This is a genomic window from Variovorax sp. W2I14, assembly GCF_050435205.1.
GTDB lineage: Bacteria > Pseudomonadota > Gammaproteobacteria > Burkholderiales > Burkholderiaceae_C > Variovorax > Variovorax paradoxus_C.
On sequence record NZ_JBNDJX010000001.1, the window covers coordinates 4,081,271 to 4,102,793 of the forward strand.

20 protein-coding genes are annotated in these 21,523 nt (G+C 66.8%); 8 read left to right on the forward strand and 12 right to left on the reverse strand.

Features of this window, described 5'->3' with window-relative positions:
- Positions 1-65 precede the first annotated feature (65 nt).
- Positions 66-329, forward strand: coding sequence for a hypothetical protein (locus QF040_RS19240; RefSeq protein ID WP_429612388.1), 264 nt, complete (start codon positions 66-68; stop codon positions 327-329).
- Complete coding sequence (locus tag QF040_RS19245) at positions 326-1,651, forward strand: serine hydrolase domain-containing protein (RefSeq protein ID WP_429612389.1); 1,326 nt, start codon at positions 326-328, stop codon at positions 1,649-1,651. Before QF040_RS19240 ends, QF040_RS19245 begins: the two co-directional genes overlap by 4 nt.
- A 490-nt stretch (positions 1,652-2,141) precedes the next feature.
- Here QF040_RS19245 and QF040_RS19250 read toward each other — a convergent pair whose 3' ends face one another.
- The gene (locus QF040_RS19250; RefSeq protein WP_429612390.1) at positions 2,142-3,095 is read right to left on the reverse strand and encodes a helix-turn-helix domain-containing protein; all 954 of its coding nucleotides are present in this window, start codon (positions 3,093-3,095) and stop codon (positions 2,142-2,144) included.
- Positions 3,096-3,242: 147 nt separating this feature from the next.
- Here QF040_RS19250 and QF040_RS19255 point away from each other — a divergent pair, with 147 nt between their 5' ends.
- The 3 genes from QF040_RS19255 to QF040_RS19265 all read left to right on the forward strand — a co-directional run bounded on the left by QF040_RS19255 (position 3,243) and on the right by QF040_RS19265 (position 7,935).
- The gene (locus QF040_RS19255) at positions 3,243-6,107 is read left to right on the forward strand and encodes a hypothetical protein (protein WP_429612391.1); all 2,865 of its coding nucleotides are present in this window, start codon (positions 3,243-3,245) and stop codon (positions 6,105-6,107) included.
- Between the two features lie 188 nt (positions 6,108-6,295).
- Positions 6,296-7,225: a LysR family transcriptional regulator gene (locus QF040_RS19260; protein WP_307645289.1), complete on the forward strand. Its 930-nt coding sequence runs from the start codon at positions 6,296-6,298 to the stop codon at positions 7,223-7,225.
- A 242-nt stretch (positions 7,226-7,467) separates the two neighbouring features.
- Complete coding sequence (locus QF040_RS19265; RefSeq protein ID WP_013543461.1) at positions 7,468-7,935, forward strand: DoxX family protein; 468 nt, start codon at positions 7,468-7,470, stop codon at positions 7,933-7,935.
- A 15-nt stretch (positions 7,936-7,950) separates the two neighbouring features.
- Here the strand turns inward: QF040_RS19265 and QF040_RS19270 are convergent, their stop codons facing one another.
- Positions 7,951-8,667, reverse strand: a complete 717-nt coding sequence (locus QF040_RS19270; RefSeq protein WP_373424239.1) for a Crp/Fnr family transcriptional regulator — start codon at positions 8,665-8,667, stop codon at positions 7,951-7,953.
- A 62-nt stretch (positions 8,668-8,729) separates the two neighbouring features.
- Here QF040_RS19270 and QF040_RS19275 point away from each other — a divergent pair, with 62 nt between their 5' ends.
- Together QF040_RS19275 and QF040_RS19280 are read left to right on the forward strand one after the other, a co-directional pair.
- Positions 8,730-10,400, forward strand: a complete 1,671-nt coding sequence (locus QF040_RS19275) for an adenylate/guanylate cyclase domain-containing protein (protein ID WP_429612392.1) — start codon at positions 8,730-8,732, stop codon at positions 10,398-10,400.
- A gap of 117 nt (positions 10,401-10,517) precedes the next feature.
- Positions 10,518-10,877 (forward strand): alpha/beta hydrolase, encoded by a 360-nt coding sequence (locus tag QF040_RS19280; protein WP_429612393.1) that lies wholly within the window; start codon positions 10,518-10,520, stop codon positions 10,875-10,877.
- A 24-nt stretch (positions 10,878-10,901) separates the two neighbouring features.
- Here the strand turns inward: QF040_RS19280 and QF040_RS19285 are convergent, their stop codons facing one another.
- From QF040_RS19285 to QF040_RS19305, 5 genes are all read right to left on the reverse strand, one after another.
- The gene (locus QF040_RS19285; RefSeq protein WP_429612394.1) at positions 10,902-11,963 is read right to left on the reverse strand and encodes a maleylacetate reductase; all 1,062 of its coding nucleotides are present in this window, start codon (positions 11,961-11,963) and stop codon (positions 10,902-10,904) included.
- Between the two features lie 97 nt (positions 11,964-12,060).
- Positions 12,061-12,465: a DoxX family protein gene (locus QF040_RS19290; RefSeq protein ID WP_429612395.1), complete on the reverse strand. Its 405-nt coding sequence runs from the start codon at positions 12,463-12,465 to the stop codon at positions 12,061-12,063.
- A gap of 100 nt (positions 12,466-12,565) precedes the next feature.
- A complete protein-coding gene (locus QF040_RS19295; RefSeq protein ID WP_429612396.1) occupies positions 12,566-13,777 on the reverse strand; it encodes a 3-hydroxybenzoate 6-monooxygenase in 1,212 nt (403 codons plus the stop codon).
- A gap of 1 nt (position 13,778) precedes the next feature.
- Positions 13,779-14,750, reverse strand: coding sequence for an amidohydrolase family protein (locus tag QF040_RS19300; protein WP_429612397.1), 972 nt, complete (start codon positions 14,748-14,750; stop codon positions 13,779-13,781).
- Between the two features lie 25 nt (positions 14,751-14,775).
- Complete coding sequence (locus QF040_RS19305; RefSeq protein ID WP_429612398.1) at positions 14,776-15,765, reverse strand: Bug family tripartite tricarboxylate transporter substrate binding protein; 990 nt, start codon at positions 15,763-15,765, stop codon at positions 14,776-14,778.
- Between the two features lie 74 nt (positions 15,766-15,839).
- Here QF040_RS19305 and QF040_RS19310 point away from each other — a divergent pair, with 74 nt between their 5' ends.
- Positions 15,840-16,289: a MarR family winged helix-turn-helix transcriptional regulator gene (locus QF040_RS19310; RefSeq protein WP_306882706.1), complete on the forward strand. Its 450-nt coding sequence runs from the start codon at positions 15,840-15,842 to the stop codon at positions 16,287-16,289.
- A 24-nt stretch (positions 16,290-16,313) separates the two neighbouring features.
- Here the strand turns inward: QF040_RS19310 and rtcA are convergent, their stop codons facing one another.
- The 5 genes from rtcA to QF040_RS19335 form a co-directional block, all read right to left on the reverse strand.
- Positions 16,314-17,351 (reverse strand): RNA 3'-terminal phosphate cyclase, encoded by a 1,038-nt coding sequence (rtcA, locus tag QF040_RS19315; RefSeq protein WP_429612399.1) that lies wholly within the window; start codon positions 17,349-17,351, stop codon positions 16,314-16,316.
- The gene (locus QF040_RS19320) at positions 17,348-18,214 is read right to left on the reverse strand and encodes a nucleotidyltransferase domain-containing protein (protein WP_429612400.1); all 867 of its coding nucleotides are present in this window, start codon (positions 18,212-18,214) and stop codon (positions 17,348-17,350) included. The genes rtcA and QF040_RS19320 overlap by 4 nt, the downstream gene beginning before the upstream one ends.
- A 68-nt stretch (positions 18,215-18,282) precedes the next feature.
- Positions 18,283-18,957: a hypothetical protein gene (locus QF040_RS19325; RefSeq protein ID WP_429612401.1), complete on the reverse strand. Its 675-nt coding sequence runs from the start codon at positions 18,955-18,957 to the stop codon at positions 18,283-18,285.
- Positions 18,954-19,871 carry a zinc-ribbon domain containing protein gene (locus QF040_RS19330; protein ID WP_429612402.1) on the reverse strand — a complete coding sequence of 306 codons (918 nt, stop codon included), beginning with the start codon at positions 19,869-19,871 and terminating at the stop codon, positions 18,954-18,956. Before QF040_RS19330 ends, QF040_RS19325 begins: the two co-directional genes overlap by 4 nt.
- 49 nt (positions 19,872-19,920) lie before the next feature.
- Positions 19,921-21,144 carry an RtcB family protein gene (locus QF040_RS19335; RefSeq protein WP_429612403.1) on the reverse strand — a complete coding sequence of 408 codons (1,224 nt, stop codon included), beginning with the start codon at positions 21,142-21,144 and terminating at the stop codon, positions 19,921-19,923.
- Positions 21,145-21,523 lie beyond the last annotated feature (379 nt).

The following is a 21,523-nucleotide window of genomic DNA, read 5'->3' on the forward strand; positions in this document are numbered from 1 at the left end:
TGTATGCGCGCTGCACGATCCCAACCGTCATCCGAAAACTCAAGAAAAAACGCGCCTTCGCAAGGGTGACGATTGTCGAAGGATGGAATGAACACCACGGTCAATTCAAGAGCTTCCGCGCGCGCGAAATCGATCTCGGCCTCGCATCGGCCGATCCGCAGACCCGCTCGGCGGATGGTCCAACCCGAAGGCGAATCCCCCGCGCCGTCGGAACCGATTCGGCGCCTGGCTCTGCCGATTCGAAAAAGCGCTCCCCCCAGAACATCCCGCCGAACGCCGTGCTGCGCGTCTTGGCGGCTGTAGTTAACCCCCCAGAAAAAACATCATGACCAACTATGTACGTACGGCGCTTGCAATCGCCTGCACTGTGCTTGCTGTGAACATCGCCAGCGCCCAGACGCCGGCACCCGCGGCGCTGCCCGATCCGGCAGCCACATCGGTCGACGCGCTCGGCTGGATGAAGGGCTTTCCACCCCCGCCAGACAGGCAGATCACGTTCGACGACCAGACCAGCGTGGCGTATCCGCGCGCGCGCTGGAGCTTCTCCCATATCCGTGAGCTTGTGCCGACCGCCAACGTGTGGCGCGGCAGCGGTGCGGCGAGCTCCTTGCCTTCGGCGCCGCGCAACGACATCGAGGCTGTCACCTTCAAGCCTCTGGGCAGCGAAGAGACAGTGACCTTCGCGCAGATGATCCCGCGCACCTACACCGACGGCATCCTCGTGATGCACCGCGGCAAGGTGGTCTACGAGAAGTACTTCGGCGCGCTCACGCCCGAGCGCCCGCACATCGCGATGTCGGTGACCAAGTCCCTTGTTGGCACAGTCGCGGCGATGCTCGCGGAAGAGGGCAAGTTCGACCCGTCGGCACAGGTCACCAAGTACCTGCCAGAGCTCAAGGACACGGCCTATGGCGACGCCACCGTGCGCCAGGTGATGGACATGACAGTGGGCGTGCGCTACTCCGAAAGGTACGGCGATCCGAAGGCCGAAATCTGGGACTACGCGCGCGCCGGCGGCATGATGGGCCCAGGCCCGAACTACACGGGCCCGAAATCGTTCTACGAATTCCTCGCGACGCTGAAGAAGGAAGGCGCGCACGATGACACCTTCTCCTACAAGACGGTGAATACCGAGGTGCTCGCATGGATCCTGCGCCGCGTGAGCAATCAGCCGCTGGCCGACCTGTTGAGCGAGCGGATCTGGCGCCGCATCGGCGCCGAGCAGGACGCGTATTTCATGGTCGATCGCATCGGCACCGAGTCGGCCGGCGCTGGGTTGAACGCGGTGCTGCGCGACTTCGGCCGCTTCGGCGAGACGATGCGCAATGGCGGTCGCGTGCCCAATGGGCAGCAGGTGATTCCGAAGGCGGTGGTCGAAGACATCCAGCGCGGCGGCGACCCCGCCAAGTTCGCCAAGGCCGGCTATGCGCTGCTGCCGGGCTGGTCGTATCGCAACATGTGGTGGGTGTCGAACAATCCGCACGGCGCGTACATGGCGCGCGGCATCCACGGCCAGAGCATCTACGTCGATCCGAAGGCGGAGATGGTGATCGTGCGCTACGCCGCGCACCCGGTGGCGGCGAGCGCGGGGAACGATCCGCTCACGCTGCCGGCTTTCCACGCGGTCGCGGAGGCACTGATGAGGCAGTGATTCGTCTGCCGATGCAGCGACGGCCCGGTCGATGGGCTGTTCGCCGCATCAATGGATGCATTCCATCAAGGGCGTCCGAGCTTTCGATCGAACACAGATACATGCGCTCGATATGAGAATTCATACCGCACGAATCAACCGATACGCTGATTTCCCCGTTTGCTGAATGCAGATAGTCAGTGTGCATCGCGGCTGGTGACACTTGTGAGGCGATTTTTTCGCGCACAAGTCTGCTGGCCAGTTCAAATGGCGTTTCAACTTGGAAGGGCGATTCGCTTCTGCAAATCCAGTCCGCCGTTGGAGATGGCGGGCTGGGTTGCCTATTCAAAGGTCGCAGATTTGGTGATCTCCAAGAAGGCGAGCGCACCGGGTTCGCCCTCCTGCCATGCATGGACAGCGCCGGGCGCGTTGGAGCAGGTGAAACGCTCTTGAAATTCCGAGACTCGGAAGCACGACGTGCCCAAGGCCGCGTCATTCCCCAGATTCGGTGTCATGGGCTCGTGTGCGCCCGCCGCGTCTGCGACGGCAGTTCCCCGAACATCGATTTGTATTCGTGGGAGAAGCGGCCCATGTGGAAGAAGCCCCATTGCGCGGCGATGTCCTGCACCGTCGAATCGCATGCGCGAAGCACCCGACGGCATGCATTGAGCCGTACGGCCCGCAGGAATTTGACGGGCGATTCGCCGACAGCGTTCTGAAAATGATTCAGCAGCGTGCGCGGCGTCAGATGAAGCTGCTCGCACAGGTCCTCGAGCGACATGGCATGGTTGAGTGGATGCGCGACGAGCGCGCGCGCGGTCATAACCGATGCAAGCCGGCGCTGGCTGCTTTGCAAGTGCGCGGCAAAGCCTTGATCGTGGCTCGTACCTCCAAGCAAGGCCATGAGCTGATCCGTCAGGCCGCACAGTGTGGCCCGGCCCCAACCCCTGGTGGCCTCGCCACTTGCACCGAGCGATAGCATCGACTCGATGGTCTGGCACAGCGCCACGTGCAGGTGTGGCGCCAGGAACGCAGCATGGGCGGACGCGGCCCCTTGCCGCGCCAGCGGCAAGTGCGGCGGCAGACCGAGGTGCTCGAGCTTGGTGCACAGCCAAGCCTCATCGATCACAACGCCGTAGATTCCGAAGTTCTGCGGCGTCCGTAGCACGAAGCCGTCTTCGGCGCGTGCCGAGAGGACGACGCGATCACGATCGACCGGCTGCAGCCGCCCCGAAAAATGCAGCGGCTCTCTGTTCTGTCCATCGGGAATACCGAACCAGACCGCGCCCTTCCACGGCAGACAGCGCTGACTGGTTTGCTGGCCGGTGTGCCGTCCACCGGACGCTAGCCGACAAGGCTTGCGCGGCCTCCCTGCTCCAGCGAACAGATCCCGGCGCCAGAACGCGGCCGGCGTTCCGTTCGAAAAGTGTTTCGCGTTACGTAACGAAGCGCGAAAGCAGCACACTTTCCTTTGCGGACTTCGCACTAGGCAGCGCGAAAAAACTCTTTGCAATCAACGGGATAGCTCGCTTTCGGCGACCCGGCACCGACCTGGCGCGACGGCGGCACGCATGTTGCGCTTTGTGCCTCCTTATTCCTCGAGGAGGTCGCCATGATCACAACCACCCAAGCCCCCATCGGCTCGATTCCGGCAGCTGCTGCCGACAACGGTGCGGCCCCCGTGGTCCTCGCCCAGGCCAGCGTCACGCCGATCGCGCCCATGGGTGCGGCCGCGACGACGGCGGCGCCCACCGGGCCTGTGAGCCTGGGCTCGCTGTCCAACGCCACGCCCGGCACGGTGGTCGTGCGCGACGGCGTGCGGATTCCGGTCGACGGCAGCCAGAGCCTGATGGCCGGCGACCGCGTGATCGTTCCCGATGGCGGCCATGCCAACGTGCTGTTCCCCGGCTCGACCGCCAACAAGGCGCCGCTTTCGGGCGTTTTCGAAGGTGGCACCGACGCCACCATCGGCTCGACCAAGCTGCCTGGCGGCCTGGAACAGGTGAATGTCGATGTGGCTGCCGGCAACCTGGAAGTCACGCCGGCCGACAGCGATGCGGACGCCGCCGCCGTGGCCGTGACCAAGAAGGCCGCGGGCGGCAGCGGCATCGGGCTGGGCGAATTCGCGCTCGGCGCGCTGGGCGCAGTTGCCCTCGGCGCCGCCTTGAGCGGCGGTGGCGACGGCGGCGGCGGTGTTTCCTTCCTCGCTCCGGGCATTGGCGAAGGCGACGCGGACGCCGATGCGGATGCAGATGCCGACGCGGATGCGGACGGAGATGCAGACGCTGATGCAGATGCGGATGCGGATGCTGATGCCGACGCAGATACTGACGCGGACGCGGACGCCGATGCCGATGCCGATGCCGATGCCGATGCAGATGCCGATGCAGATGCAGATGCAGATGCCGACGCAGATGCAGACGCCGACCACCTGCTCGACCCGGGCGACGGCGCCGCCGGCCATCTGATCGGGGCCCTGGACGACCTCCTCGGCCTGGGCGGCAACAGCGGCGCGGGCCGGGCCGTTTCCAGTTCGTCCGGCACGCTGGGATCGCTGATGCCCACCGTCGACGGCCTGACCGACCTGGTGGACGACGTGCTCTCGCCGATCGCGGGCAACGAGTTCACGGCCAACGATCCGAACGAATTCGATCCGGTGGACGACACGGTCGAGAACGTGCTCGTGGACCTCGGCGGCGTACTGACCCCCGTGGTCGACGGCCTGCTGGGCAACGGCCTGACGGATGCGCTCATCGACTCGCTGATCGGCCAGGTCGACTACCTGACCGATGCGCTCGGCAACATCCTGGAGAACGTGCTTGGCAGCGAAGGCCTGCTCGGCGGCGTGACCACCGGCCTCGGCATCGACGGCCTGGTGGACGGTTTGATCGGCGACGACGGCGTGGTCGGCCAGGTGCTGGAAGGCCTGCTGGGCGACGACGGTTTGCTGGACGGCCTGCTGGGCGATGAAGGCTTGTTGGGCGGGTTGCTCGGTGACGACGGCCTCCTCGGCGGGGTCCTCGGTGACGACGGTCTGCTGGGCGGATTGCTCGGCGGCGAAGGCGGGCTCCTCGGCGGCGTGCTCGGTGACGACGGCCTGCTGGGCGGCTTGCTCGGCGGTGAAGGCGGTCTCCTCGGTGGCGTGCTGGGTGACGACGGCCTGCTGGGCGGCCTGCTCGGCGGCGATGGCGGCCTCCTCGGTGGTTTGCTCGGCGACGACGGCCTCGTAGGCGGCCTGCTTGGCGACGAAGGACTCGTTGGCGGCTTGCTCGGCGGAGACGGCGCGCTTGCCGGCCTCCTGGGCAGCGAAGGCCTCTCCGGCGGTCTGCTCGGCGAAGGTGGAATCGTCGACGGTCTGCTCGGACCCGACGGCGTAGTCGGCGAGCTGCTCGGTGGCGACGGTGGTCTCCTGGGCGGCGTGCTCGGTGGCGAGGGCGGCCTCCTTGGCGGCCTCCTCGGTGACGACGGCCTCTTGGGTGGCGTCCTCGGCGGCGACGGCGGCTTGCTCGGCGGCGTATTGGGCGACGACGGCCTCTTGGGCGGATTGCTCGGAGGTGAAGGTGGTCTCCTCGGCGGCGTACTCGGCGAAGACGGCATCGTCGGTGGCCTGCTTGGCGGCGACGGCGGTCTCCTCGGCGGCGTGCTCGGCGAAGACGGCATCGTCGGTGGCCTGCTCGGCGGCGAAGGCGGTCTCCTCGGCGTCGTAATCGGCGAAAACGGCATCGTCGGTGGCCTGCTTGGCGGCGACGGCGGTCTCCTCGGCGGCGTGCTCGGCGAAGACGGCATCGTCGGCGGCCTGCTCGGCGGTGAAGGCGGTCTCCTCGGCGGCGTGCTCGGCGAAGACGGCATCGTCGGTGGCCTGCTCGGCGGCGAAGGTGGTCTCCTCGGCGGCGTGCTCGGCGAAGACGGCATCGTCGGCGGCCTGCTCGGCGGCGACGGCGGTCTGCTCGGCGGCGTGCTCGGCGAAGACGGCATCGTCGGTGGCCTGCTCGGCGGCGAAGGTGGTCTCCTCGGCGGCGTGCTCGGCGAAGACGGCATCGTCGGCGGCCTGCTCGGCGGCGACGGCGGTCTCCTCGGCGGCGTGCTCGGCGAAGACGGCATCGTCGGTGGCCTGTTGGGCGGCGACGGCGGTCTGCTCGGCAGCGTCCTCGGCCAGGACGGCCTCGTGGGCAACCTGCTCGGCGGCCTGCTGGGCGGCGACGGCCCGGCGGCCAACATCCTGGAGCCGGTCTCCTCGCTCACCGATGCCATCGAGCCGGTCGCAGCCAGCGTGACGCACGCGGCGTCCGGTGCCACGGCGCCCGTGACCGACATCCTGGCCGGCGCAGGCTCGGCGCTCGCGCCCGTGACCACCGTGGTCGAAGGTGTCGGGCAAGCGGTCACCCCACTGGTGACCGAGGTCGTGACCCCGATCACCAGCCTGGTCGATCACGCGGTGTCGCCGGTGACGAACATCCTGCACGGCCTGCTGGGCTGATCCAGCCGCCGCGCCGAACCGGGCGGCATGAAGCAAGGAGGGACCGGCAACGGTCCCTCTTTTTTTGCGCGCGTTGCGGCCATCGCGGCGCATCGGGCGGCCTCCTAGAATCACCGGCTCGGTGGCTCGGCAAGGCAACAGCCGGAGCCAGCCACTCCAAGCCAAGCCCCCCGGAGACACACACCGCCATGGACCGCTGGACCGAAATCGCCCTGCTCGTGCAGATCGCCGATGCCGGCAGCCTGAGCCGAGCGGCCGAGGCGCTGGGCCTCTCGAACGCCGCCGCGAGCCGGCACCTGAGTGCACTCGAAGCCCGGCTCGGCGCGCGGCTGGTGGAGCGCAACACGCGGCGCCTCTACCTCACCGACACCGGCCGCGAATTCTGCGTGCGCGCCAAGACCATCCTGGCCGACCTGGCCGATGCCGAATCGACGGTGAACGCCACGGCGCTCAACCCGACCGGCGTGCTGCGCATCACGGCCTCGCTCTCGTTCTCGATCCACCACATCGCGCCGCTCTTGCGCGAATACACGCAGCGCTACCCGGGCGTGACGGTGCATGTGGAAGCGGCCAACCGCTATTTCGACCTGATCGACAACAACATCGACGTGGCGATCCGCACGCGCGAATACGAGCCCGATTCGAACGTGACGATCCGCCGGCTGGGCGAGACGCGGCGCATCCTCGCGGCCTCGCCGCGCTACTTCGCGCAGCACGGTTTTCCGAAGACGCTGGACGACCTGAAGCAACACAAGCTCCTGATCTACACGCACGCCAACAACCCCAACGAGCTGCGCTTCACGCGCAAGGGCGAGACGCACACGGTGTCGATCGCCGGCCTGCTCGAATCGAACGACGGCCAGGTGCTGCGCGCCGCCGCGCTCGACGGCATGGGCATCCTGGTGCAGCCGACCTACATCGTCTATGAGGACATCGTGGCCGGCCGCCTCGTGCCCACGCTGGACGACTGGGACCTGCCGCACCTGACGATCAACCTGGCCTACCCGAGCCGCAAGCACCTGTCGGCGAAGGTACGCAGCTTCATCGATTTCATGGCCGCTCACTTCCAGAAGATGGATTACGAGCGGAAGTGGACCAGCCACTTCGGCACCCACTGACGGTTCGTTGCGCTCGAAAACAGCCATCCGTTCGGGCTGAGCCTGTCGAAGCGCCGCGCAAGGCTTCGACAAGCTCAGCCCGAACGGTTGTGGCCCTCAGTGCGAGCGGTCGATGCGGTTGGCGCCTTTCACCCAAAGATGTGCGTTTACGCACATCCCGCCTTCCGGCAGATCCGCACACTGGAGCCACAACCGCCGCACTCCGTGGCGGACCCTTCCTTTTCAAGCTCCAAGGATCTGCCGTGACCACAACCGCCAACACCTCGCGTGCGCCGCTCGCATCGTCGTCGCTCTCATCGCCCTCTCCCGCCGCGCTGGACGATGCCGGCAAGCTGCTGCTGCGCGTGACCATCGGCGTGCTCGTGCTGCTGCATGGCATCTTCAAGCTCTCGGCCGGCGTCGGCTTCATCGGCGGCATGCTGGCCAAGGCGGGCCTTCCGGGCAGCATCGCCTACCTCGTGTATGTCGGTGAAATCGTCGCGCCGCTGCTGCTGCTGGCCGGCTTCTGGACCCGCGCCGCCGCCGGCGTGATCGTCATCAACATGATCGTGGCCCTCGGCCTCGTGCACATGGCCGACCTGTTCGCACTCACCAAGCAAGGCGGCTGGGCGCTGGAACTGCAGGGCCTGTATCTGTTCGGCGCGCTGACCGTGGTGCTGCTGGGCGCGGGCCGCTTCAGCGTCGGTGGAACGAACGGCCGCTGGAACTGATCCGGAAACTCGTCCTCAGTCGCCGCGCACCTGCGAGACCATCGACTCCAGGCGGGCGGCGTCGGCCACCAGCAGCGCCTTGCCGTCCTTGCGCAGCACGCCGCTGCGCACCAGCACATTGAGCTCGCGCGTGACCTGCTCGCGGTTCGTGCTGATCTGGCTGGCCAGCGCCGCATGCTTGGGGGCCGGGTCCAGCCGGGCCTCGTTGCCTTCGACGCCTGCGGTGCGCGCAAGGCGCAGCAGCTCGGCATGCAGCCGGTTCTGCACACCGAGCGTGCTCAGGTCGATCACGCGTTCGGAGAGCTGGCGCACGAGTGACGCCAGCCGCTGCATCACACGCTCGGCCACCAGTGGCTCGTCGCGCAGCAGGGCCATGAAGGCGGAGCGGTCGAGGCTGGCGACCACGCTGGGCTCGAGCGTCACCACGTCGGCGGAACGCGGGCCGCCGTCGATGGCGGCGATGTCGCCGAAGTACTGGCCGGCTTCGGCATCGCGGAAGGTCACCTGCCGGCCGTTGGCCGAATAGGTCGTCACCCGCACCCGGCCCGAGACCAGCAGGAACACCTCCCCCTGCTGCTCGGCGCGCAGGAGCAGCGGCTTGCCGGCTTCCACGCTGTGCCACAGGCACTGCTGGGCGAGCAGGTCCAGGCGCTGGTCGGAGAGGCCTTCGAGCAGCGCAATCTGGCGCAGCGCGAAGCTGGAGCGGGGGGTGGGTGGTTCGGTTGTGGCCATGCCGGTCGATCGAGGCGTCTGAGGCGCGCGCATTATGCTCGGGTGCCGCTTCGAACCCGTTCATGGACAGACGTTCCCCCCCCACTCCCCATTCCCCTTTTTCGCTGAGACCGCCGACACGGCGCAATCTTCGTTGGGCGAGCGGGCTGGTGCTGATGGGCTATGTGACGGTTCACCTGCTGAACCATTCGCTGGGCATCTATTCCTTCAGCCTTGCCGAGAGCGTGCTGCGGGTAGCACAGGCGTTCTGGCACAGCCTGCCGGGCACGGTGCTGCTGTACGGTGCCGCCTTCACGCATCTGGCGCTGGCTGTGGTCGCGCTGTGGGAGCGGCGCACCTTGCGCATGCCGCCGCTGGAAGCACTGCGCGTGCTGCTGGGCTTTGCGCTGCCTCTGCTCATCGCCACCCACCTGACAGCCATACGCGGTGCCTACGAGGCTTACGGCGTCAATGGCTCCTACGTTCGCGTGGTCTGGGGCCTGTGGAGCTGGCAGGGCGCGGCCGCGCAGCTCGGGATGATGGCCGCGGCCTGGACGCACGGCTGCCTCGGCCTGCATTTCGCGCTGCGGGCGAAGCCGACCTACCGGCGCTTCTCGTACCTGCTGCTGGCCTTTGCGGTGGTGCTGCCGCTCACGGCGGCAATGGGCTTCGTCTCCATCGGCCGCGAGTTCCAGTGGACCGGCGTGCCGACCGTGCCGGTGCCGACACCCGCACAAGGCCAGGCGATCGCCGCGGCGGACCGCGACCTCAAATGGCTCTATGCGCTGGCGCTGCTCGCGTTGCTCTCGGCGCGCTGGGGACGCAACTGGTTCGGGCGACTGTCGCGCGAGCCGTCCATCGCGCTGCGCTACCCCGACCGCACGGTGCAGGTGCCGCGCGGCTGGAGCGTGCTGGAGGCGAGCCGTTCGCACGGCATCGCGCATGTGTCGATCTGCGGCGGCCGCGCGCGCTGCTCCACCTGCCGCGTGCGCGTGGTCGGCGCGCCCGAACACATCGGCGAGCCGGGCCGCGACGAACAACGCACGCTCGAGCGCGTGCGTGCGCCGGCCGACGTGCGCCTGGCCTGCCAGTTGCGCCCGCAAGGCGACATCGAGGTCACGCCGCTCTTTGCACCGCTGCCCAACGAAGGTCGGCCCGCGCCGGTCGGCAGCTTCGGGCGCGAGCGCGACGTGGCGATCCTCTTCGTCGACCTGCGCCGCTGGTCGGGTCTCTCGGAGCGGCAGTGGCCGTTCGACCTCGCCTATGTGCTCGACCGCTACTTCGCCACTGTCGGCGCGGCCGTGCGCGAGAGCGGCGGCGTGCCCAACCAGTTCATCGGTGACAGCGTGATGGCGATCTTCGGCCTCGACTGCGACCTGCCCACCGCATGCAGGCAGGCGCTGCGCGCGACGACGCTCATCGCCCAGCGCATGGACGCATGGAGCGAGGGTTTCGAGGCGCAGTTCGGCCAGCGCCTCGCGTTCGGCATGGGCCTGCATGCGGGGCGTGCGGCGGTCGGTGAAGTCGGCTACCTGGAGACCACCACCTTCACCGCCATCGGCGAAGTGGTGAACACCGCGAGCCGCCTGCAGGACCATTCGAAGACGGCCGCATCGCGCCTCGTCGTCTCGCTGTTCGCGGCGCAGCAGGCCGGCATCGCGGACACGCTGGGCGCGTGCGAAACGCTCACCGTGCGAGGCCGCTCCGAGCCGCTTCAAGTGCTGTATCCGCAGACCGAAGTTCTTCCCGCGTAGTTGACGAAAGCGGTGCGCAAACGCACAGCGCGAACCACGATGCGGTTTCACACTGCATCCCGTGGCAACGACGAATGTCCGCCGTCCACACAGCATTCATCCGAAGGGACTTTCATCATGAACACCAAGCAACTCATCGCTCTTTCCGCCGCCGCATTCGCCCTGCTGGGCGCAGCGGGTGCCGCACACGCCGAAACCTACGAGGGCGTGCACGCTGCCACCTCGGCCGCCGCCCGCGCCGATGTGCAGACCGAAGCCGTGGCGGCCGCGCGCAGCGGCAACATCTATTCGGACGCTGCCGCCGAAGGCGTGGCAACCTCCAACTCGACGCGCGACCGCAGCAGCGTTCGCGAGGAAGCTGTTGCCACCGCGCACGACCCTCTGCAAAGCCTGGACAAGCGTGCCTTCTACCGCGACCAGGTGCCTTCGGCCTACAGAAAGCCCGCCGTGTCGTTCAGCCGCCAGGCCGGCCTGTAATCAAAAACTTGCCTGCGGCCCGGCTCAGGGCCGCGCACCTTCCCACGCGTTCTGCAGCAAGGCACGAATCGCATCGCGCTCAAGCGGGCGCGGATTGGGATACTGGTTCTGCAACGCGTGTGCGCAGGCCACATCGAGGTCGGATTCCTTCAAGCCGATGTCGCGCAACGCGACCGGCGCGCCGTTGTCGTGCGCAAGATCGAACACCGCCTGCGCCGCGTTGCTTCCGCCGAGCGCCTTCGCTATACGCGCCATGGCTTCGGGCGCCGCCGCGGCGTTGTAGGCCAGCGCATGCGGCAGCACGATGGTGTGCGTCTCGGCGTGCGGCAGGTTGAAGCTGCCGCCGAGCGTATGGCACAGCTTGTGGTGCAGCGCCATGCCGACGTTGCCGAGCACGGTGCCGCAAAGCCAGGCGCCGTAGAGCGCATCGCTGCGCGCGGCCGCGTCCTCTGCAAAGGCGCGGATCGCGGGCAACGCACGGCCCAGCGCGGCGATGCCCTCTTGCGCCATCAGATCCATGATCGGGTTCGCATCGGTGGCGTAGAGCCCTTCGGCCGCATGCGCAATGGCATTGATGCCGCTCGTCACGCTCATGCCCACGGGCAGGGTCAGCGAGAGTTCGGGGTCGTAGATCACGGTGCGCGGCAGCACCTTGAAGTCCTTGCCGGTCTTCTTCATGCCGGCTTCGGTGATGCCGTAGATCGGCGTCATCTCGGAGCCCGCGTACGTGGTCGGTATCGCGAGAATCGGCAGGCCTGAGTCGAGCGCGATGGCTTTGCCGAGGCCGGTGGTCGAGCCGCCGCCGATGGCCACGGCGCAGTCGGCGCCCAGGCGCTGGGCCACCTCCCGTGCTTCGCGCGCGGTCTCGATGGGCACGTGCATCACGGCCCGGTCGAACACGCCGGCCGCATGCGCGCCCAGCATGTCGGCGATGCGTTCGGCCTGCGGGCGCTGCTCGGGCGTGGAGAGCACCAGCGCGCGCCGAGCGCCGAGCGCATCGATCTCGCGCGCCAGGTGCTGCAGCGAACCCGCGCCGAAGACCACGCGCTGGGGCGCGCTGTTGTAGACGAAGGATTGGACAGGCATCGCTCGATCTTTCCTGAGGAGGTGCGGGCGAGTGTCTACCCGCCTTGCGGGCCGTTCAACCATGCGCGTGGAAAGGAGTTTTCCACCCGTCCGGGGTTCAGGTGCCCGCGGTCTTCCGTTCGCCGCTGGTGGCATTCACGATCAGCAGCAGGAAGCCGCCGGCCATCGCCACGTTCTTCAGGAAGTTGTTGAGCTGCCCCGAGAACTGCGCCGCATCGGCGGACCAGAACGCATGCGCCGTGAAGGCCGTGGCCAGCGTGAAGAGAGCCAGCGCGCTGGCCACCCATTGCAGGCGCCAGCCGGCGATCAGCAACAGGCCGCCGCCGATCTCCAGCGCGATGGTCAGCGGCAGCACCACGTCGCCGAACGGAATGCCGAGCTTCGCGAAGTAGCCGAGCGTCGCGCCGTAGGTCATGAGCTTGCGCACGCCCGCGACCAGGAAGATCGCGGCCATCAGCGCGCGGGCGGTCAGGGTCCAGCCCCGGAAGGAAGTTGTCGTCATGTCGTTTCTCCTGGGCGCGCGATAGCACCCGTGAATTTCAATCGCCCCATGCAGAGAACCATCACGCAAGACAGCAGCGCCGGCACGGCGAGGAACGCCTTCACACCGCCGCCTCGTCGAGGCAGGTGGCAGCCGTCCAGCCATAGAGCCATTCGAGCGCGTCGTAGAAGCGCTCTTGAGGGCGACCGTTCCACATGCTGTTGCGCACCAACCGTTCAACGCCCTTGGCGTGATAGATGCGCCCCATCTCACGCGCCGACAGCACCACACGCGCGGTGCGTGCGACACGCGAACGCTCGTACAGCGCGAGCGCGCGTGGCCAGTCGCCACCTTCGCGGCGCAGCGCGAGGCCCAGCGTCACCGCGTCTTCGCAAGCGGTGCAGGCGCCCTGCGCGAGGTACTGCACCATCGGGTGCGCGGCATCGCCCAGCAGCGTCGCGCGGCCGAAGGTCCATTGCTCGATGGGGTTCCGGTCGGCGGTCGAGTAGCGCTTCCATGCTTTCGGAATGCGCAGCAGTTGCTGTACCTGTTCGCAGGTCGGGCGAAAGTAGCGCCGCACCTCGGCCGGATCGCCGTCCATCGAGCCCCATTCCTCGGGCTGGTCGCTGTGGAAGGTAACGGCGATGTTGAACTTGTCGCCGCCCTTGAGCGGGTAGTGCACCAGGTGGCAGTTGGGCCCGACCCAGATGCAGGGCGCGGTGAAACGCAGCGCCTCGGGAAACTCGGCCGTGTCGACCACCGCACGAAACACGACGTGGCCCGACACGCGGATGCCGTCGCCCACGTACTGTTGTCGCACCGCCGAGCGCACGCCGTCGCAGCCGATCACGGCCTGGCCTTCGTGGCGGCCGCCCGCTGCGTCGATGAGCGTCACGCCGTGGTCGTCCTGCTCGATGTGCACGACCTTGGTCGAGGTGAGGAACTCGATGCCATCGGTGGTCGCCTTCACGCCTTCGAGCAGCGCGCCGTGGATGTCGGCGCGGTGGATCACCGCATACGGATTGCCGAAGCGCGCGCGGAATTGGTCCGAGAGAGAAATGCTCGCCACGCGCTTCGCATCGATGGCGTCGAACATCACCATCTCTTCGGTGTAGACCGCCTTGGCGCGCAGGTGCTCGCCCACGCCGAGCGCATCGCAGGCCGCGAACGCGTTGGGGCTCAGCTGGATGCCCGCGCCGATCTCGCCGATCTGCCCAGCCTGCTCGATCACCTTCACGCGATAGCCCTCGCGCACCAACGCCAGCGCCGCGGCGAGGCCGCCGATGCCGCCGCCGGCCACGAGCACGGGGCGGGTGTCTTTCACGGTGCTCATGTCACTTCAAGCCAAAGAGCTTGCGGGCGTTGTCGCGGCCGATCTTCTGGCGATCGTTCTCGCTGATCTCGCAGGTGTCGAACCAGCGGGCCGCATCCTCGTGCTTCTCGAACGGGTAGTCGACCGAGTACATGATGCGGTCCGAGCCCACCTCAAGCATCGTCGAGAGCAGCGTCGGTGTGCGGAAGTTGCCGCTGGTGGTGATGTGCACGTTGCTGCGCAGATAGTCCCCGATCTCCTTGTCGCAGGGCATGCCGCGGCGGCCCTTGCGCAGGATGTGGTCGACGCGCCAGATGTTGAATGGAATGCCTTCGCCGAAATGACCGAGGATCATCTGCAGCGCCGGATGGCGGTCGAACATGCCGCTGGACATGAGGCGCAGCGCATGGATGGCCGTCTCCATCGCGAAGGCCCAGGTCGGGCCGGTGAGCCAGTGCGCGCCGTCGTAGATCGGTTCGCGCGCCAGCAGCGGATCGCGCGGGTGCATGTAGAACGGCTTCTTCAGCGCGGCGGCGGCGGTCCAGAAATCGTTGAAGCGCGCGTCGTCGTAGTAGACGACCGTGTTCTCGTCGCCAACCTGCGAGAAGCCGTTGACCAGGAAGCCGTGAAAGCCCAGCTGGTTCACGCAGCGCTCCAGCTCGCGCGCGGCGGCTTCGGGGTCCTGCATCGGCAATGCGGCGAATCCGCCGAAGCGCGTGGGGTGACGCTTGATCTGCTCGGCCAGCACGTCGTTGGCGCGCTGCGCCACTTCGATGGCGCGCTTCGCATCGGGAATGCCCTGCACCGCCGGCGAGTTGAGCGAGAGGATCGAGAACTCGGTGCCCCACTCGTCCATCTGCGCGAGGCGCTGCTGCTCGAAATCGAGCAGGTTGCTCTTGAGTCCCTGCCACACCTCGGGGCGGGCGTAGACCTGCGAGTCGGCGATCGTGAGGTCGATCGCGAAATGCTCTTCGAGGGCGATCTTGTTTTTCATGGGGGCCATATGGGTCATGGGCAAATCACTCCGGTTTGATGTTGAGCTTGTCCAGCACGTCCTGCCAGGTCTTGCGGTCGTCGGCGATGTAGCGCGCCAGTTGTTCGGGGGTGCCGGGGCGCGGGTAGGTTCCGAGCTCGCGCGACTTGGCGATCACGTCGGGCAGCAGCAGCGCCTCGTTCATGTCCTTGTTGAGCTTGGCGAGCACCAGCGGGTCGACGCCCTTCTTCGCGATCACCGCGAACCAGCCGTGCGCCACCGCGCCGGGCACCGTCTTGCTCGCGAGCGGGAACGATTCGAGCCCGGCCTCGACGCGGTCGCCCATGCTGGCCAGCACGCGCATGCGGCCGCCCTGCACATTGCCCGCAACCACGTTGTAGGTCTCGACCATCATCTGGGTCTGCCCTCCGAGCGTCGCTTGCATAGCCTGCGCGCCACCGGGGTAGTGCACTTCGAGGAACTGCGCGCCGGATTGCAAGCCGAGCAGCGCGGAGGCCAAGTGCGGTGCGGTGCCGCGACCGTTGTCGGCCACCTCGATGCCCTGCGGCCTGGCACGCGCGGCGGCGATGAAGTCGGCCAGCGTCTTGTAGGGAGAGTTCGCCGGCACGGCGAGCATGAAGGGCGCGACGGCCGCGAGCGTGACCGGCACGAAGTCGCGGTTGAAGTCGTAGGTCACGCCCTTGATCGTGCTCGGCGCGACGGAAATGGCCGAGCCCTGCACGAACCCGAAGGTGTAGCCGTCACTGTGCGCCGCGAGGATCGCGTTCATGCCGATCACGCCGCTGCCGCCGGGCTTGTTGTCGACGATCACGCCCTGGCCCCACTTCTCGCCGAGCTTGGCGCCCACGTGGCGGATCAGCACGTCGGGCGCCGACCCTGCGGGGAACGGCACGACAAAGCGCACGGCCTGCGTCGGCCACTTGACGGCCGCGCCCTGCGCATGGGCCAACGGTGCCACCGAGAGAATAGAAAGCATCGCCGCGATGGCGCCTCGGCGCGTGGGTTCCAGATTCATGATCGCCTCCGTTTTTGCTTGATTATTCAAGCAATTGCGGCGGACTATATACTTGAATAATCAAGCACGTCTAGATGAAAACCCTTCCACAAGATCACGACCTCGAAAAGGCCATCCCGTTCCTGCTGGCGCGCGCCGGGGCCCGCATGGGCAATGCCTTTGCGAAGGCGCTGAAGCCCTACGGGCTCAGCCTGAGCGAATGGCGCGTGTGCGCATCGCTGCAGCACACGCCGCGGCAGACGTTGTCGGAACTGGCAACGCACGCTTCCACCGACCTGTCGGCGCTCTCGCGCATCGTCGACCGGCTGGTGGAACATGAATTGATGGCGCGCGAGAAATGCGACAACGACAAGCGCGCCGTGCGTATTGCATTGACCGAACGCGGCCTGGCGCTGACCTGCGAGCTGATCCCGCTCGCGCAGCACTACGAAGCGGTGGCGACTTCGGACTTCAGCGCGGCCGAGGTGAAGATGCTTCGCGCGATGCTGCTGCGCCTGTACGCCAACGCGACGCCGCTCGCCTGAGCGAGCGGACGTCTTCCTTTTCCATCAGGCCGGTGAGACCTGCACCGTCGAGGCCGCGCGGCTCTCGGTGATCGCGAAGCGCACCGGCAGGAAGCGCTCGATCACCGCGCAGTTGGTGCGCGTGTGCTCCGTCACCTCGCTGCAGGTGAATGCGGCGGGCTTGCGGCTCTGCCACGCCGCCAACGCCAGCAGCAACGCGAGCTGGTCGGCCAGGTGCGGGCCGACGGCCGCTTCGCTCTTCTGGAACGAACGAAGTTCCTTCACCAGGCCATGCGCCACCTGCTCGGCGCTGAGTGTCTTCTCGCCGAATGCCGTGAACACCTCGGTGACGTTTTCATAGGCCAGCGTGGCGATCAACGCATTGCCCGGGCCTTCGTTCTGCCGCGCGGTACCGAAGCGCAGTTGCTCGCCGGACCAGCCCATCGCGCCACCCAGCGTGTCGAGCTCGCGCGTCGGCACATGGCGCGGCAGACCCGGCGCCAGGCATTCCGCGTAGCTCGACTGCTGCGCGCCGCGCGCCATCAGGTCGAAGGGCTGCAGCGCGCCCGCAGCGGGCACGATGGTCGCCTCGACCTCGCCGCCACCCGCCGGATAAAAACCGCAGCGGCGCAGTGTCAGTTGCAAGTCGGCACCGAGACGCCGCACCAGCGGCGCGAAGGCGCGCTCCAGAAAATGGAACGGCGGCGCCATCGGGTTGTGCGTGCCACCGCTCAGATGCACCGTGCTCGGCGCGCCAGCCAACAGCAGCGGTGGCAGCACGGTCTGCAACACCAGCATGCAGCTGCCTGCGCTGGCGATCGCAAAGCGGTAGTCGCCCGCGCGCACCGGGCCGGGCACGAAGCGCAGCGATTGCGAACCGAGCTCCGCGCCTTCGACCTGCGCGCCGCTGATCTCGGCCGCAGCTTTCACGCACGCAAGGTGCTGGCGCATCAGGCCGGGCTTGGCGCGGCCCGCGCGGATCTTCTCGATGGCGAGCGGCTGACCTGTCACCACCGACAGCGCGAGGCTGGTGCGCAGGATCTGGCCGCCGCCCTCGCCTTGGGAACCGTCGAGTTCGATCATGCGCGGCCTCCTTCCTGTGCGATGGACGGCGCGGGCGCATCGAAGCGCAACACCGTCTCGCAAAGAAACGCATCGAGCCCTGCCTCTTCGGCCTGCGGCAGCGGCGTGATCGGCTCCGCGGCATTGGCCGCGAGCTCGGCTTCGATGAACGCATGGATGCCGGGCCAGCGCGGGCTGGTCGCGGCTTCGCCGGCGCGCATCTTCACTTCGAGCAGCGCGTTGATCTCGTCGATCAGCGCAGCATCGCGCACCGCGTCGAGCGTGTGCTGCGCCAGATCGGCGAAGCGCATCGGCGGCACGCCGGGCTGCGTGCGTATCCAACGCGCGGCCAGCAGCGGGCGCAGCACGTAGAGGTATTTCTTGTAGCGCACCTCGTCGGCCTGCAGGTGCTCGCGGAAGTTCTTCTTCGCCATCGAGCTGTAGTGATGCCACGCGCGCGCGTTCGAAAACACCGCCTCCGAAAGCGCGCGAAAACGCAGCATCGCCACCGCGTCGTCGCGGTACACGATGGGGGAGCGCAGCCACTCCAGCAGCGTCGGGTTCGACTCGCGCATCAGGCCCAGCGCCTTGCGCAGGTCCCAGCCGTTGATGTCGAGGTCGCCGCTGATCGGCACTTCGATCACGTCGCGCCGCGGCGTCACCGTGAGATACCACGGCAGACGGTTCACGTAGATGAAGCGCACGTCGTAGTCGCTGTCGGGCGAAGCGAAGCCCCAGCCGCGGCTGCCGGATTCGCAGGCGAAGAGGACGGTGACGTCGTGGCGCGCTTCGATGTCGCGCAGGTTGGCCATGATCTCCTCGCGCATGGCGGGGTCGATGGGGTGGGCGGAGCGGAGGAATTCCTTTTGTTCTTCTTTCTGCATGATTCGAAATCTCGTTGTTGTTTGTCGTTTTGTCAGTCGGTCAGTCGGTCAGTCGGTCAGTCAATCGGTCAGTCTGTCTGGCTCGCTATCGCGACGGCCAAGGTGCGTCGGCGCGGATTCCACACGGTAAAGCACCAGATGCCCCACCACTCCTTGCCGTCGTCGAAGTAATCGCTCCAGGAGCTGCGTTCGGGTTCGCGCTCCGGGTCGCCGACCCAATCGAGTACGACGATGTCCTCGCCTGGCAGCAGCCCCGTGCATCGGCAGAAGCGCGGGAACAGTGAGGCCCGCTCGGCTTCATCGGCAACATGCAGCGTGTACGGCGGATCGCCAAAGGCTTGGCAGAACCATTCGAACCACGAGACCTCTGCGAGATCGCGTGTGTACACGACGCGGTGCATCGGCGCGAAGCTTTCGGCGGCGATCACCGCCGACGCATCGAGCGGCGTGGCGCGTGCGGCGTCGACATCGAACGCAAGGCTCGTGGTCAGCTTTGCAGCAAGCGAAGGATCGCGCGCGATCACGCTCTGCCGGTAGCGCTCGGCGAACGCGGCGATGTCATCGCACAAGAGACGCAGGGCTGCACGATGGTGCGCTTCGCCGACGTTGTCGACATCGGCAGCGACACCATATACAGCGAACTCGAAGCCCGAGCCGACGCTCTGCAGCGTCTCGCGCAATGCGGCCACCTCGGCCTCCTCGTGCGACGAAAGCGGCACTTCCCAATGCGAAGACGTGCTCATGCCACCTCCGACGGGAAGTGCCGCGTCCACAGCCGCACATCCTTGGACGCATGCGCACGCACGATGCCCATCTGCGTGGGCGGTGGCGCCCGGCCGATGCAGTGCATCAGCGCCAGGAGACGCAGCAGGCGATCCGCATCGCCGTCGCGGCGCGCGAACTCTTCCTTGGCGCACGCTGCTATCCGATTGGCCGGGATCTCGCTGAAGAACTCTCGCCAGCTCCACGGACCTCCGTGGCCGCTCAGGCAAACCTCGATCGCCCAACCATCGTCCTCTGGATGACGCAAGCATCCCTCCAACGCCTTCACCGCCGCGCCAGCACCTTCGATCCGCCAGAGATCCCACCGAGACCGGGGGGCATCGACGAAAGCGCACAGGCGCGCGATGTCGGCGGCCGTACCCCAGCGACCCAGCGCAGCAATGGCCAGCACGCGCAGGCTCCACCACTTGCTTTCCAGAGCGGCATCCACCTCGGCACGCGATGCCTCTGTCGGTGCTGAACCGGCAAGACCGCGCAGCCGCTCGGACATTTCGCCGAGCCGATTCGCTCCCTCGCCTTCGCGAGATGGAGCCAGCGCCGCACGGCGTGCACGCCTGCACGCGAGGCAGCGCACCGCGCGGCTCTCGATGCTTCCATGAACGATCTCGTGCCACCACTTCTGCTGCTTGGCAGTCCAGACTTCCTCTGCACCGCAATCGCGGCAGGAGAAGGCGCGGTCGAGGTAGTGACCGGGCAACGGCCCGTACGTGTTGTTGTAGAGACCCAGCACGCCGAGATCGGCCGGCTCCATGCCGGTCGAGCGCAGGAGCAGATCGCGCGACCGGTCGGGCGCACGCATCTGCGCCTCGCGGCGCGCAGCGCGTCCGAGGCGATGCGCCTTGATCTCGGCGCGGCGTTGCTTGTTGCTTTTCATGGCCTTGTTTCTCCAACTACCGGCCGAGGCACACGCCAACGGCCGTTGTCTAACCTTTCACGCAAACCACCTGCTTGAGCGTGTAAACCACCTCTACCAGGTCCTTCTGCGCCTCCATTACCGCGTCGATGTCCTTGTAGGCCATCGGAATCTCGTCGATCACATCGGCGTCCTTGCGGCATTCCACCCCTTCGGTCGCGGCGATCTGGTCGGCGACGGTGAAGAGCTTCTTCGCCTTCGTACGGCTCATCTTTCGACCGGCGCCGTGGCTGCAGCTCATGAAGCTCTCGGGGTTTCCCTTTCCGCGCACGATGTAGCTCTTGGCTCCCATGCTGCCGGGGATGATCCCGAGTTCACCGGCCTTCGCGCTCACGGCGCCCTTGCGGGTCACGAGCACGTCTTCGCCGAAGTGCGTCTCGCGGCTCACGTAGTTGTGGTGGCAGTTCACCGCTTCCACATGCGCCTCGAAAGGCTTGGTGATCACCTTGCGCGCGGCCGCGACCACGCGCTGCATCATCACTTCGCGATTCGCACGCGCGAACTTCTGGGCCCAGCCCACCGCGCGCACGTAGTCACCGAAGTACTGGGCGCCTTCCTCGAAGTACGCCAGGTCCTGGTCGGGCAGGTTGCGCTGATGCAGCTCGGCATCCTTCTTCGCAAGTTCGATGAAGTGCGTGCCGATGGCGTTACCCACGCCACGCGAACCCGAGTGCAGCATGAACCACACGGCGCCCGCTTCATCAAGGCACACCTCGATGAAGTGGTTGCCGGTACCCAGCGTTCCCAGGTGCTTGTGGTTGTTCGTGTTCTTGATGCGCGGGTAGTCCTCGCAGATCAGGTCGAACTCTTCCACCAGCGTGGCCCAGGCGGCGTCGGTTTCATCGGGCGGCGTTTCCCACGAGCCCTTGTCGCGGCCCATGCGCTTGGGGTTCGATCCGTGCGGCACGGCCTTCTCGATCGCCGAACGCAGCGGGCCCAGGTTGTCGGGCAGGTCGCGCGCGTTGAGCGTGGTCTTGCAGGCCATCATTCCGCAGCCGATGTCCACGCCGACGGCGGCGGGGATGATGGCCTTGAAGGTCGGGATCACCGAACCCACGGTCGCGCCGATGCCGTAGTGCACGTCGGGCATGGCCGCGATGTGCTTGAACACGATGGGCAGGCGCGCGGCGTTCTCGAGCTGCTTTTGCGCCTCGTCTTCCACGGGCACGCCGTTCGTCCACATCTTCACGGGGACGCCGTTGGCTACTTCATGCAGTTTGTAGTTCTGTTCCATTTTTCTCTCTCTGTTCTTTATCTGACTGACTGACTGACTGGCGGACACGGCGGCCCAAAGCAAAAAAGAGGTGACGAGGAGCGACGGGTTGTTTACTGAGCTACCTGCCGAAGCAGACCGAGGATTGAACCCGGGACCTTCATGGCCAGGACCATGACGCTCTTACCTGTAAACCCGCCTGCATTCACCTCACAAACATCAAAGCGTTTTCCATGCGACAAGAAGGAGATGAAACCGCTCTACCTGCTGAGCTACCGCGTCCCTTTTTCGGAAGCGGACGGGATTCGAACCCGCGACACCTGTAGTTCCATCAACATTCGCAAGGGAAACACCAACCTCCCTGACCATACAAAAAAGCAGCGACAAAATTCGACGAAAC

Excerpts from the sequence above, each read along its gene's own strand:
- QF040_RS19300 (WP_429612397.1), bottom strand. The coding sequence starts at position 14,750 with ATGAAAAACAAGATCGCCCTCGAAGAGCATTTCGCGATCGACCTCACG.
- QF040_RS19280 (WP_429612393.1), top strand. The coding sequence starts at position 10,518 with ATGAACACCAAGCAACTCATCGCTCTTTCCGCCGCCGCATTCGCCCTG.
- QF040_RS19320 (WP_429612400.1), bottom strand. The coding sequence starts at position 18,214 with ATGCAGAAAGAAGAACAAAAGGAATTCCTCCGCTCCGCCCACCCCATC.
- QF040_RS19260 (WP_307645289.1), top strand. The coding sequence starts at position 6,296 with ATGGACCGCTGGACCGAAATCGCCCTGCTCGTGCAGATCGCCGATGCC.
- QF040_RS19290 (WP_429612395.1), bottom strand. The coding sequence starts at position 12,465 with ATGACGACAACTTCCTTCCGGGGCTGGACCCTGACCGCCCGCGCGCTG.
- QF040_RS19255 (WP_429612391.1), top strand. The coding sequence starts at position 3,243 with ATGATCACAACCACCCAAGCCCCCATCGGCTCGATTCCGGCAGCTGCT.
- QF040_RS19325 (WP_429612401.1), bottom strand. The coding sequence starts at position 18,957 with ATGAGCACGTCTTCGCATTGGGAAGTGCCGCTTTCGTCGCACGAGGAG.
- QF040_RS19330 (WP_429612402.1), bottom strand. The coding sequence starts at position 19,871 with ATGAAAAGCAACAAGCAACGCCGCGCCGAGATCAAGGCGCATCGCCTC.
- QF040_RS19335 (WP_429612403.1), bottom strand. The coding sequence starts at position 21,144 with ATGGAACAGAACTACAAACTGCATGAAGTAGCCAACGGCGTCCCCGTG.
- QF040_RS19270 (WP_373424239.1), bottom strand. The coding sequence starts at position 8,667 with ATGGCCACAACCGAACCACCCACCCCCCGCTCCAGCTTCGCGCTGCGC.
- QF040_RS19295 (WP_429612396.1), bottom strand. The coding sequence starts at position 13,777 with ATGAGCACCGTGAAAGACACCCGCCCCGTGCTCGTGGCCGGCGGCGGC.
- QF040_RS19310 (WP_306882706.1), top strand. The coding sequence starts at position 15,840 with ATGAAAACCCTTCCACAAGATCACGACCTCGAAAAGGCCATCCCGTTC.
- QF040_RS19275 (WP_429612392.1), top strand. The coding sequence starts at position 8,730 with ATGGACAGACGTTCCCCCCCCACTCCCCATTCCCCTTTTTCGCTGAGA.
- rtcA (WP_429612399.1), bottom strand. The coding sequence starts at position 17,351 with ATGATCGAACTCGACGGTTCCCAAGGCGAGGGCGGCGGCCAGATCCTG.
- QF040_RS19245 (WP_429612389.1), top strand. The coding sequence starts at position 326 with ATGACCAACTATGTACGTACGGCGCTTGCAATCGCCTGCACTGTGCTT.
- QF040_RS19305 (WP_429612398.1), bottom strand. The coding sequence starts at position 15,765 with ATGAATCTGGAACCCACGCGCCGAGGCGCCATCGCGGCGATGCTTTCT.
- QF040_RS19285 (WP_429612394.1), bottom strand. The coding sequence starts at position 11,963 with ATGCCTGTCCAATCCTTCGTCTACAACAGCGCGCCCCAGCGCGTGGTC.